This is a genomic window from Aquimarina pacifica, assembly GCF_000520955.1.
In the GTDB taxonomy this organism is placed as follows: Bacteria; Bacteroidota; Bacteroidia; order Flavobacteriales; family Flavobacteriaceae; genus Aquimarina; species Aquimarina pacifica.
The window spans coordinates 26,662-38,506 of record NZ_JACC01000039.1; the positions used below are offsets into that span (position 1 = coordinate 26,662).

13 protein-coding genes are annotated in these 11,845 nt (G+C 30.9%); all 13 read left to right on the top strand.

Going from position 1 to position 11,845, the window contains the following annotated elements:
* Positions 1-288 precede the first annotated feature (288 nt).
* Positions 289-750 (top strand): GNAT family N-acetyltransferase, encoded by a 462-nt coding sequence (locus DZ60_RS0117400; protein ID WP_025743304.1) that lies wholly within the window; start codon positions 289-291, stop codon positions 748-750.
* 182 nt (positions 751-932) lie between these two features.
* On the top strand, positions 933-1,310 hold the full coding sequence (locus tag DZ60_RS0117405) for a DUF2200 family protein (RefSeq protein ID WP_025743305.1): 378 nt from the start codon (positions 933-935) through the stop codon (positions 1,308-1,310).
* 210 nt (positions 1,311-1,520) lie between these two features.
* Positions 1,521-2,918, top strand: a complete 1,398-nt coding sequence (locus DZ60_RS24405; protein ID WP_025743306.1) for an AraC family transcriptional regulator — start codon at positions 1,521-1,523, stop codon at positions 2,916-2,918.
* Between the two features lie 155 nt (positions 2,919-3,073).
* Positions 3,074-3,568, top strand: a complete 495-nt coding sequence (locus DZ60_RS24410; protein ID WP_025743307.1) for a hypothetical protein — start codon at positions 3,074-3,076, stop codon at positions 3,566-3,568.
* 218 nt (positions 3,569-3,786) lie between these two features.
* On the top strand, positions 3,787-4,941 hold the full coding sequence (locus DZ60_RS0117420; RefSeq protein WP_025743308.1) for a hypothetical protein: 1,155 nt from the start codon (positions 3,787-3,789) through the stop codon (positions 4,939-4,941).
* Between the two features lie 226 nt (positions 4,942-5,167).
* Positions 5,168-5,935 (top strand): class I SAM-dependent methyltransferase, encoded by a 768-nt coding sequence (locus DZ60_RS0117425; RefSeq protein WP_025743309.1) that lies wholly within the window; start codon positions 5,168-5,170, stop codon positions 5,933-5,935.
* Positions 5,936-6,133: 198 nt separating this feature from the next.
* Entirely contained in the window at positions 6,134-6,841 is a 708-nt protein-coding gene (locus DZ60_RS0117430) for an SIMPL domain-containing protein (protein WP_025743310.1), read from the top strand.
* Positions 6,842-7,050: 209 nt separating this feature from the next.
* Positions 7,051-7,803 (top strand): type 1 glutamine amidotransferase domain-containing protein, encoded by a 753-nt coding sequence (locus DZ60_RS0117435; protein ID WP_025743311.1) that lies wholly within the window; start codon positions 7,051-7,053, stop codon positions 7,801-7,803.
* 277 nt (positions 7,804-8,080) lie between these two features.
* A complete protein-coding gene (locus DZ60_RS0117440; RefSeq protein WP_025743312.1) occupies positions 8,081-8,524 on the top strand; it encodes a DinB family protein in 444 nt (147 codons plus the stop codon).
* A gap of 519 nt (positions 8,525-9,043) precedes the next feature.
* Positions 9,044-9,994, top strand: coding sequence for an SDR family oxidoreductase (locus DZ60_RS0117445; RefSeq protein ID WP_025743313.1), 951 nt, complete (start codon positions 9,044-9,046; stop codon positions 9,992-9,994).
* A gap of 9 nt (positions 9,995-10,003) precedes the next feature.
* A complete protein-coding gene (locus DZ60_RS0117450) occupies positions 10,004-10,915 on the top strand; it encodes a helix-turn-helix domain-containing protein (RefSeq protein WP_025743314.1) in 912 nt (303 codons plus the stop codon).
* Between the two features lies 1 nt (position 10,916).
* The gene (locus DZ60_RS0117455) at positions 10,917-11,435 is read left to right on the top strand and encodes a hypothetical protein (RefSeq protein WP_025743315.1); all 519 of its coding nucleotides are present in this window, start codon (positions 10,917-10,919) and stop codon (positions 11,433-11,435) included.
* A 333-nt stretch (positions 11,436-11,768) separates the two neighbouring features.
* Positions 11,769-11,822: a hypothetical protein gene (locus tag DZ60_RS25615; RefSeq protein WP_241448758.1), complete on the top strand. Its 54-nt coding sequence runs from the start codon at positions 11,769-11,771 to the stop codon at positions 11,820-11,822.
* The last annotated feature ends 23 nt before the right edge of the window (positions 11,823-11,845 follow it).

The window sequence follows — 11,845 nt, forward strand, 5'->3', positions numbered from 1 at the left end:
AGAAACGTAGAAAATAACTTTATGAAATGTCCTCAGAAATAAACTTTTTGAGAACCACAATACGTGTAAAGCACTAAAGGCAACAATTTATAAAAAGCAAAGGGCGTTTGTGCTAAATTTAAAAGTAAGTGAATATTAATGAAGTCCGCCAAAATAAAATTGGGGTTTTAGAAGAGAAAAAAATAAAACAAAATTAAAAGTTTTGATTAAGTACCAATCTAGAGTTTACTACTTTTAATTCCTGTTCTAATCATAACAGAAACATTGTATACAATTGAATACTAATAGATGAGAAACAGTTTGAAAATTTCGAGAATTGAGAAAAATGATAGTGAACAATTCAGAGAACTTGTAAAACTATTTAATGAGGTTTTCGAAGAACCAAACAAAGTCGCTTCAGAAAGACAATTGAAGAAACTCTTGAAAAAACCCGATTTTTATGCCATTGCAGCAATTAAAAAAGATAAAGTTATTGGAGGACTAACTGCATATGAACTGCAACGATATTATACTAATAAAAGTGAATTATATATTTATGATATAGCGGTTAAAACAGAACTTCATAACCAAGGAATAGGAAAAAAATTAATTGATTATATAAAGGATTATTCAATGAAAAACGGAATTGAATGCATTTTCGTTGAAGCACACTCAGAGGATCGACAAGCAGTTAAGTTTTACGAATCTACTTTTGGTAAAAGCGAAAAGGTAGACCACTTCAATTTTGAAATAAAAACCACACCCCAATAACACATATGTAATCATAGCAGCTAAGTGATAAATCAATTGGTTCATGTATATTTGGTAAGGACGTAATGCATGTAGAATATAAAAGTTGCCAACCAATGCGCTAAAGAATTAAAAATTGGGTAACGTTTTACCCTGCTACGATACATATAGTAAAAGTTAGCACTATCAATACACTAGTCATTATGAAAGTTACAGCCGAAAAGAATGAAAAAGTTGCCAATATGGTATTTGGGACCATTTATCCGCTTTATCTAAATAGATTAGAGAAAAACGGAAGAACAAAGGAAGAGCTTGATCAAGTAATTAAATGGTTTACGGGATATGATCAAGAGACTCTAGACGCACTTATTGATGAAAAAGTAACTTATAGAACATTCTTTCAAAAAGCTAAAATTCATAAGAACGCAGATATGATTAAAGGTGTCGTTTGTGGTTATCGAATTGAGGAAATTGAGGATGAATTTGAAATATATAAACAATGTAGACAAATGGAAAAGCTGATTGATGAATTGGCAAAAGGTCGTAAAATGGAGAAGATTTTACGTAAAGAAAAAAAGTAGAAACTGGTGCTAACATTGCAAATAACAAATTAGGAACCTCAGTCGTTTATGAAAGTTCGATACTGTTTACAAACACCACAAAATCGTTGATTTGGCTTTTAAAAAAGAAACAACAAGCAACAAGATCAGAAACTAATTTGGCGTAAACACCTGATTTTTAACTTTTGTAAACCATATATCCTAATAAACATTCGAAAAACCAAAAATAAAATGAATGAAACTAGACGAGAGTACCTCAAACGAATAAATATCGTCTTAGATTTCATAGAAAATAATCTTAATACAGATTTATCACTTAAAAACTTGTCTGAGAAAGCCAATTATTCACCTTACCATTTTCATCGAGTATTCTCTATAATAGTAAACGAAAAACTAAATGAATTCATTAATAGAAAACGGATTGAACGCATTGCTTCTATTTTGTTGATTGGGTCAAATTCATCTTTAAAAGAATTAGCATATGAGTACGGGTTTAATAGTGATAATTCCTTTTCAAGAGCATTTAAGAAATACTACGGCGTTAGTCCAACTAAATTTAAATCTTCCGGAAAAGAATTACTTAGCAAGATTGGTATAGAACCTTTTTCATCAGAGAAATACATTTGTTCCATTGATAATATTCAACAATGGACTAAAATGAATGCGCAAATAACCATAAAAGAACTTCCAGAATTAAAACTTGCAAGTACATCTCATATTGGAGACTTTGAAAAGATAGGTAGTATGTTTCAAAAATTGATAGAATGGGGACATCAAAAAGGAGTATTAGATACCTCAAATTTTAACGCAATAACTATTTATCACGACAACCCCAATGTTACTCAAACCTCAAAAATAAGATTCAGTACTTGTGTGACAATTAGCGAAAATATTAACCCAGAAGGAGAAATTAGACAATACAAACTAAAAAAAGGTATTTATGCCGTTGGGCATTTTGAAATTAAAGGAGAAGAAATTTCAAAAGCATGGAAAAGTATGTGCATTTGGGTCATTGAAAATGAATATGAATTTAGAGATGACGACTATTTTGAGATATATCTTAATGATCACAAAACCCATCCTGAGCAAAAATTTATAATAGACATTTGTATTCCACTTGAAAAAACAACTAACGTTAAACTTGAAAAAACTAATACTGTAAATTTATCTGCTTACAAAAAACAAGACAAGCAATGCACGAATGACTTAGACTATCATCAATTGATAAACTATATGAAAGAATTAAGAGCATTTTTTCAAAAAGAATATGAAACCTTTAAGCTAGGTAATTTATATCGCGAAAGCGCAGATTATTCCTATTTTTCAATAACCACAGAGGATTTAAAAAAGCAAAAACTTAAATTTGTTATTATATTAGATCACAAAACTTTGTGTTTTTCAATTTGCCTTTCAGGGCAAAACAAAAGTATTAGAAAAAAATATTGGAGTTTTTTTGACAATAGTGATTGGAATAAATATCATTTGGCTGAATCAATTGATACCAGTTTATCTATTATAGATCAAACTATTGTTGAAGCGCCCAATTTTGATAACAAAAGAAGTTTAACTGAACAAATTGAAAAAGAATCAATGAAGTTTATTAATGAACTTAAAGAGATACTTGAATAATTAAAAACGACGACGCCACAATGCGCTGATTTAAGTAACAAAAACGAAAATATAAACATAAAATTATGGTCCGTATAAACCAGAAACGTATCGCTTATCACCTACCACCCTACCTTTCTAATACGATATGTTAACTGCAATCTATATAAATAATCATGGAAAGAGAAAATTCAAAAAATAGTATCTTAATCAAGTTGATTCTTTTGGTTGTTCTTATTTGGGGAGTATCTGCTATTTTGATTATGTTTTTTCTTTCTGAATGGTCTGATAGAGGAACTTTTGGAGACTTATTTGGCGCCGTAAACGCATTGTTTTCTGCTCTTGCTTTTGCAGTATTAATATACACTATTATTCTACAGCGAGAGGAAATAAAGCAAAATAGAGAAGAAATTGTTTTGAACAGAAAAGAACTTGAAAAAAGCGGAAAAATTCAGCGTAAATCTCAAGAAGTTTTAATTCGACAAGTAGAACAAACCCACTTGAGTGCAAAAATGAATGCCATGCGAACTCTTGTTGACTATTACAACAATCAGATCTCTAACCCGAAAAGTACTGAAGAAATTATTGAAAAATCTAAACAAAAAAGAAAACAAATTATCGTTCAAATTGACCAACTAATTGACGGACTGCATGATTCTGATGTAGAATAAAGCCCATAGAGAACATGGCGTATAAAACATAATCAATAAGTGCTTAACCCAAAGAACAATTCTTACTCTTAAAAAAACTCCAAATTTTTAAATTTGACTTTTAGAATAGTAAAATTAAAAACATAGAAAATTAAGTTTCCTACCAAACCAAAAAGTTAGTGTATTTTTGCACGCTACATTTCACAAAAAAAATCTTTAGCATTTATTATAAACCAATTATGGAAAAAAGAATAACACCAATTTTAATCCTTATTTTATTCACTACAATTTTTATGGGGTGTAACAAAGATGATGGTAATGACCCCGGATCAAATCCAGATGTAATAAACCTTGATGATGCTAAGTTATCTGATTTTCCATTGTTTGGGATTACACCGATTTCTATGAACATTACACAACCTACGATTGTAGATAACCAAGAAACAGATTTTGGTGAAATCAATATTATAATTCCCAACACGATTTCTCTAAATGGAATCGCTTCTGCTGTTACATCAGACGAATTGAATTTAAGTAAATTCAATATTTTACCCGGAAATAGTACCACTCTTAATTACGAAACACAAAGTCAGACACATACCATTGTAAATGTATTGGATGAATCACAAGAATTATTACATTACACAGTAACGATTGAACAAGAGGCTGCATCAATATCATCAACTTTAAGCGTTACAGATTTTAAATTTGAAGCTAGCAAAAACACTGAACTAACCGATGATGTTACCATTGAAACAAGCATTGAGGATAATAATAGAAAAGATATCTATTTGTTCGTACCTGCTGGGACAGATTTTTCCGACTTAACACCAACGGTTACATTTGATGCAGAAGAAGTATTTTATACACAAGATTCTTCTATCCCTATTGCAGATGTAGATACACCCTACCCTACCGCAGAAACCAATTTTGATTTTGCATATCCCAAAAACTTTATTATCGTACTTAGAGACGATCCAAACAATAGAATTAAATGGGTAAATGTAATTGTTGATGTAAAAAACCCAGTAGAAATTGAAAATACAGATATTACCACACCAGATGTAATTACACCAGGTTCATCAGAATATTTTACGGGTATTACCAAATGGAAAAATATAGGAAACCATAAAATTCAATTTAAGTCTGCAACTACCTATGAGGATAAAGTTCCTAGTACAACAGTAAATGTAATTACAGCGGATCGAAACTTAGTTACTGGTGGGTTAGAACCGGGTAAAAATGCCGATATTAATGTACAGGTAAACGCTAATTTACCCGTAGGCCAATATAAAACTACAGCAGTGTTCTATACAAAATTTGTTGGTCATGAAACGATAGATGACGTCGTTGAATCAGTAAAATTAAACATCACTTCTAACGTAAAAAATTAGAACTTTATAAAAAGAAAAAACAGCCAACATTATATATAAAATCATAGCAAAGTTGAGTCTATAGACCAAAAGATCATTTCTATTTTGTAGTGGTGTTAGATTTTTATAATTTAAGAAAGAAATAAAAATGCGTAAATAGATTGATTGGTGCATGGATACTTAGCTTGCTCTGATTTGTGTTTTTTTACGTTACGTGTACTTAGTAGAACCCAAAAGGAATGTAAAAATGAATTACTTTGGACCTAAGAATGCTGCAGAGCGATACGCCAAAGGAAGACCCGCTTTTCATTCGACAACAATTGAAAGAATCAAAAAAGAGTTAATGATTTTTGAGAATGTCGAAAAAGCTCTTGATATTGCTTGTGGAACTGGATTATCTACAAAAGTCCTACTCAAAATAGCTAATAAAGTTTATGGAACTGACGCTTCTGAAGAAATGTTGAATAATGCTATTTCAAAAGACAAGATTAATTATGCTATTTCAAAAGCAGAAAACCAACCATTTTTAGATAAAGAATTCGATATAATTACCGTTTGTTCAGGAGTTCATTGGTTCAACATTGACCCGTTTTTATCTGAAGCAAATCGTCTGCTAAGGAGTAATGCATACCTGATTATTTATGATAACTTTTTTATATCAGAAATGAGAGAAAATGAATCTTTTAAAGATTGGTTTCCCAAAACATATATGCATAAATATCCATCACCAAAAAGAAATAATAACTACGATTGGAGTACTGAGAATGTAAAAAGAAGCCGCTTCGACTTGGTCAAAGAAGATAACTTCAAAAATGAAGTCTCATTTACAAAAGACGAATTAATCTTATATTTTACTACACAAAGTAATATTGCAGACGCTATAATTCGTGGTGAGAATTATTGCCAAATTGAAAATTGGTTGAATACCGAACTTTCTAAATTCTTTGAAAATGAAACAGTGAGAAAAACCATCAATTTTGGGAATTGGATTAAATATTTGAAACGAATTGATTAAAACTAGCAAATAATAAGATTTGTAGTACATACACATCGACGGATACATATCACCTAAAAGCGGTTAGGCAACATTTGAAAGAAAAATATCAAATAATCAACAAACTAATTAAAAGGTATAGTTTACTCATTCTGACTTTTGAAAAAACAACCAAAATTATAGTTTCGATAAAAACAACGAACTATAAAAATAAAATCAATGAAAAAAGTCATACTCATTCTCCTCGTATTTATAACAATGCCTACGTTTGCTCAAAATAAGAACTTTATTGATCAGCCATTTTTAGAAACGATTGCAGAAATTGACACTTTAGTAACACCTGACAAAATTCGTTTGGTTATACTATTAAACGAAGAAGACAATCGAAACCGAAAATCAACAGAGGAATTAGAAGTTTCAATGTTGCGTGTTCTAAATTCACTAAAGATAGATTTAGAAAAAAGTCTTTCTGTTTTAGACTATAGTAGTGACTTCAAAAAATACTTTTTAGGCGGGCAAAAAGTTTTAAAAACAAAAATGTATTCGTTAATTGTTAACGATGCAGAGACCGTCGGAAAAGTAATGGCAGGATTAGAACGTGAAGAAATATCAAATGTATCCATTAATAAAACTGAATATTCTAAATCTGACCTATTACTGTTAGATTTAAAAACAAAGGCAATTTCAAAGGCAAAACAAAATGCCAAAAAAATGGTTGAGCCTTTAGACCAAATAGTTGGAAAAGCAATCTATATTTCGGATTTAGAATCTGAATCGATAAAAAGTCAATTACATGGTAAAGTAGCTGGAGTTCAGATAAGAGGATATTCTAGCATTTACGGTAATCGGGCCAAAGAAGATATTATAATTGATTTTGAGAAAATGAAATTCGTAGCAAAAGTAAAAGTGAAATTTATAATCGAATAAAAAATAGTGCCTAACAATTGCTGTAAGTAATTGCTTGTGCCCGCTCACTTCTGAAAACCCTTTCTGATTTTTAGTTTGGTTTGTATCTTGTGAAGTTAAACAGTGCACCACACAAATACTCATAGCCAAAACCTTCACATTAATGATAAAAACTGTAACATTCTTCTCTTTTTATTATCTTATATAAAATTCAATCAATCAATCAAAAAATGAAAAAAACACTTTTAGTATTACTAACATTAGTAATTTTTGTTTCCTGTAAAAATGAGAACACTACAAAAGGAAAAATCTTAATTATCGTATCAAATACCGAGAATATGGGGGACCCAGAAAAACACTTCGCAGGTAATAACCTCTGGGAAGTAGCTCCTCCATATCATATTTTTGTTTCTCATGGATATAAAGTTGATTTTGTTTCGCCAACCGGCGGAAAAGTCCCATTTTCGATGGATCCTATCGGAATTAGTAGCTATACCATAAAGTATGAAAATTTTAATGATAATGTTGAAAATTCACTTACTCCTGACCAAGTAAATTATAAAGACTATCAGGCCGTTTTTATTGGCGGTGGATATGGACCATTATTCGACGTGTCTAATAATGAGAATTTATTATCAATTATAGCTAACATTTATGAAAATGAAGGAATCGTAGGAGGTTGTGGACACGGACCCGGTGCTTTTGCAAATGTCAAACTTAGTAATGGAGAATATATGGTAAAGGGGAAGAAAGTAACTGGTTTTCCGAATGCTACTGAGATTACCAAAAACTGGGCTAAAAAAGGCACTTTATTACCAGTAATGTTAGAAAATCAATTGAGAGACAATGGCGGTTTATTTCAATCCAAAAGTGATTTAAATAATAAACACGATATAGTTATCGACCAAAGAATTGTGTCAACCATGTTTCTTCCCTCCTCGGCAATAGTTGCAAAAGAAATGATAAAACAAATAGAAAATTAATACCCACAACGTCTATAAAACCATTGTATGTCATTCTAAAAAACTGAAAATTTAGTACGAAATTTATTATCATACTAATAATTCTGACTGTTGGAATTTTAGGATTTCTAAAGTTGAATAATGATGTTCTAAAACAAAATTTAAGATTGGATATGATGAGAATAACCTTAAAATGTATGTTGAACCACAATTAAGTAGAAAGGATTTAGGAATATGTAGGTATACAGAAACTGAAGAAAACCAATAAACACAACAATCTCAAAAACTTAACGAAGGGATGAAAGAAACAACTAATAAACTTGAACAATTACTAAAAAGTGGATTCGAATATTTATCTCAATCTTCTGAATCAGAAATGAGCCAAAAAATAAGTATTGAAAAGTGGTCAAAAAAAGAAGTATTAGGGCATTTAATTGATTCTGGAATCAATAATCTTCAAAGATTTACGGAAATACAATTTGAAGACAAACCGTACAAAATAAGAACCTATAAACAAAATGAGTTAGTTAAAGTAAATGACTACCAAAACGCTAAAACTAAAGAAATTATTGAATTTTGGTTATCAATCAACAATAGGATAAAGAACATAATTGAGTTGCAAACTGAAAAAACCTTGAGTTATAAAATAGAATTGGGAAAAGGAAATATCTCTGACTTAGAGTTCTTAATAATAGACTATGTCGACCATTTAGAACATCACCTTAATCAAATAATGAAATAAAAAGGGCGGCTAATAATGTATAAAAATAATCGATAATTTTTTGAGCTTAACCAAAGGTCGTTGTAAGTATAACACCAATAATTTCCTATTTTGGGTTTACTAATTCTTCATGCAAAGATTAAGGTAAAAATGAGTATTTAACTGTAACAATCCGTTAATTTTAGGTTTGAGATCAAAAGGTTTTATTATAAAATTGAAAGCACCGCAAAAAAGAAATGTGCTAAAAAAAGTAATAAAAATCATGGAGTTACTTATCTGAAATACCAGTGGTATGAGTTCCTGAAATAATAAACATGTGCTGCATTATACATGTAGTCACAGCAGATTTGTAATCAACTCACAAAGCTAGGATGCAATTTAGAATAAACCCTAATCTTTAACTCATGTAAAGTATCTATTTCTGAGAACATTACGATAAACCAAAAAGTATACAACATTCGAAAATCCGTATAAGAAGTTAAGATTACTTGCGCCCTAACTTTGTCTTATTCTTTTAATGATTAAAAAATATAGGCAAAAATGAAAATAAATCAATTTGGTAACAAAGGGTGGACGCCTGATAGAATTGGACATCTAAATGGTCAAACTTACGTCATAACAGGAACGACAAGTGGTACCGGATTCGAAGCAGCGAAAATATTGCTTGCAAAGGGAGCAAAAGTCGTGATGCTTAATCGAAATCCAAAAAAATCAGAGGATACCATCACTGTTTTGAAGCAAGAACTAGGTAATAACATAGATGTATCATCTATACAAATGGATTTAGCAGAACAAACCTCTGTAAAAAAAGCAGCAGAGAAGGTTCTTAAAACAGTTCCTAATATCAATGCACTTATCTGTAACGCTGCAATTGCCCAAGTACCAAAACAAATACTTACCGTAGACGGTTTTGAAAGCCAACTTGGTGTAAATCACTATGGCAACTTCTTACTACAAGCTCTTCTTTACCCGCGAATTGAAGAATCTAAAGGTCGCATAGTAACAGTAGGTAGTATGGGATATAATTTAGGTATTAAGACCATACAATTTGACGATATGAACTGGGATAAGAACTACAATGCCAATGATGTATATAGCCAAAGTAAACTGGCGCAGATTATGTGCGTTTACGAATTACAAGACCGACTAAAAGAAGTAGGTAAAACAGATGTTAAAGTTTATGCTTGTCACCCAGGTGCCTCTAGAACATCATTAATTAAAACCAGTGGCGGTTTAATGACACGCTTTATTTGGCAACTAATGAAATTATCACCCTTTGTACAATCGGCCGAAAAAGGTTCTTATCCACAATTGATGTGTGCAACAGAGCCAAATTTGGACCAAAATGAGTTCTATGGGCCTACAGGAAGAGGTTATTGGACCGGTCCGGTGGGAGCATGTAAATTAGAACCACATGCAAAAGATAAAGCCGTAGCACAGAGGTTATGGAAATTATCAGAAAAAACTATTGGTTTCGAGTGGAATTTATAAATTAGTAGTATGCAACATTTTAAAACTTTATCATCCTATTTAGATTACTTAAAGCTTCCTAGACCCGAGCATCCTATGCTGAGTGTATTTAACTCAAAAGGCAATGATTACTTACCTTGTCCAAGAGAAAGTTCGCCACCAATTACAAACGATTGCTATTCTATTAGTTTAAAAAAGTTTGTAAAAGGAAACTTAAACTATGGGCGCACAAAATATGATTTTACTAACGGTGTTCTAATTTTTATTTCGCCAAGACAAGTTCTGCAATGGGATAATAGTGTGGTTTTTGAGCAAAAAGGCTTTTCGATAAACTTTCACGAAGATTTTCTGCAAGGAACAGAATTAGCTCAACAAATAAAAAAATATAGTTTCTTCTCGTATACAGCAAATGAAGCATTACACCTGTCTCCAAAAGAAGAGAAACAAATAGAATCAATAGCAAAAAATATTGAAATTGAATATCAAAACAATCAAGATAAGTTTAGTAAAAAAATTATTATCTCTCAATTAGATACTTTATTAAAATATGCCAATCGTTTCTATGAAAGACAGTTTTTAAACAGAAAAGATTTATCAAATGATTTATTAGAAAAATTTAATAGACATCTATTTAAATATTTTGAATCAGGGCAATTACAAGAAAAAGGTATTCCGAGTATCATACAAATAGCAAACGAATTATCGATTTCGCAACGTTACTTAAGTGATACACTTAAAAAAGAAACAGGTAAAACTACTACCGAACATTTACACTTGCACTTAATTGATGAAGCAAAGAATATTTTACTACAACCAAATAAAAGTATCTCAGAAGTGGCTTATGAATTAGGATTTGAATATCCTCCTTATTTTTCGAGATTATTTAAAAAGAAAGAAGGTATAAGTCCAACAGAGTATAGAGAAAAATATAAATTAAATTAACATGGATATATTAAAAATTGCACTCGAATGGGCAAAAGCCGAAGTCTTCTCAACACGATTTTTTATGTTTTTTGCGATACTATTTTTAATCGCAAGCATCGGGTTTTGGCAGCTAGGAAAAACTGATATTGCCAGAGCATACATTATTCCAACTTTGGTAGCGGGTTCTTTACTCATGACAATCGGACTTGGGTTATTTTTTACCAATAAATCAAGAATTACAGAATTTGAAACTGCTTACAAAACGGATGCCCCGGCATTTGTAGAGTCAGAAATTCTGCGTGCAGAAAGAACTTTAAAAGAATACAAAACAGTGGTGTTTAAAGCAATTCCTATCATCATCATTGTGACTTCCTTAGTGCTAATTTTTATTAACACACCTACTTGGCGAGCAATTAGCATCACAACGATTGCTATGTTAATAGTTATCTTATTGGTAGATGGGACTGCCCATGCAAGAATAGAAGCCTACCATAAAGAATTGAAATTGGTAGATTTAAGAAATGAAATCAAAAAATAAGTATACAAAAATATTGTCTACAAGTAACAGTAATTTAAGCACCTCTTCAAGGTGCTTTTATTAAAATTAAAGTATATTATAAATCAGAAAAGCAGTCATTCAAATACCCTACTATCACATACAAGACCGTTATAAACAATAAAATGAAAAAAGTACTTATAGTTATAGGTTCAATAGGAATAATATATGCTTTCTTTTATTCTAACAAATTATATTGGTATTCCTATTGCTTCACTTGAGTCGTATGCCACTTGGAAAAATCAGAATCTCAACAGGATTAGGTACTGAAAAATACTCACCGACGAGATATGTAAAAGCATCATTGACCAAGTTATAATCCCCGAATTTAAAGAAGATAATTATTATAGTGGAATTAAAAAAGGATAGATAGAATTGATGAATAGATGAGA

Excerpts from the sequence above, each read along its gene's own strand:
- DZ60_RS0117450 (WP_025743314.1), top strand. The coding sequence starts at position 10,004 with ATGCAACATTTTAAAACTTTATCATCCTATTTAGATTACTTAAAGCTT.
- DZ60_RS0117445 (WP_025743313.1), top strand. The coding sequence starts at position 9,044 with ATGAAAATAAATCAATTTGGTAACAAAGGGTGGACGCCTGATAGAATT.
- DZ60_RS24410 (WP_025743307.1), top strand. The coding sequence starts at position 3,074 with ATGGAAAGAGAAAATTCAAAAAATAGTATCTTAATCAAGTTGATTCTT.
- DZ60_RS24405 (WP_025743306.1), top strand. The coding sequence starts at position 1,521 with ATGAATGAAACTAGACGAGAGTACCTCAAACGAATAAATATCGTCTTA.
- DZ60_RS0117420 (WP_025743308.1), top strand. The coding sequence starts at position 3,787 with ATGGAAAAAAGAATAACACCAATTTTAATCCTTATTTTATTCACTACA.
- DZ60_RS0117405 (WP_025743305.1), top strand. The coding sequence starts at position 933 with ATGAAAGTTACAGCCGAAAAGAATGAAAAAGTTGCCAATATGGTATTT.
- DZ60_RS0117430 (WP_025743310.1), top strand. The coding sequence starts at position 6,134 with ATGAAAAAAGTCATACTCATTCTCCTCGTATTTATAACAATGCCTACG.
- DZ60_RS0117435 (WP_025743311.1), top strand. The coding sequence starts at position 7,051 with ATGAAAAAAACACTTTTAGTATTACTAACATTAGTAATTTTTGTTTCC.
- DZ60_RS0117455 (WP_025743315.1), top strand. The coding sequence starts at position 10,917 with ATGGATATATTAAAAATTGCACTCGAATGGGCAAAAGCCGAAGTCTTC.
- DZ60_RS0117440 (WP_025743312.1), top strand. The coding sequence starts at position 8,081 with ATGAAAGAAACAACTAATAAACTTGAACAATTACTAAAAAGTGGATTC.
- DZ60_RS0117400 (WP_025743304.1), top strand. The coding sequence starts at position 289 with ATGAGAAACAGTTTGAAAATTTCGAGAATTGAGAAAAATGATAGTGAA.
- DZ60_RS0117425 (WP_025743309.1), top strand. The coding sequence starts at position 5,168 with ATGAATTACTTTGGACCTAAGAATGCTGCAGAGCGATACGCCAAAGGA.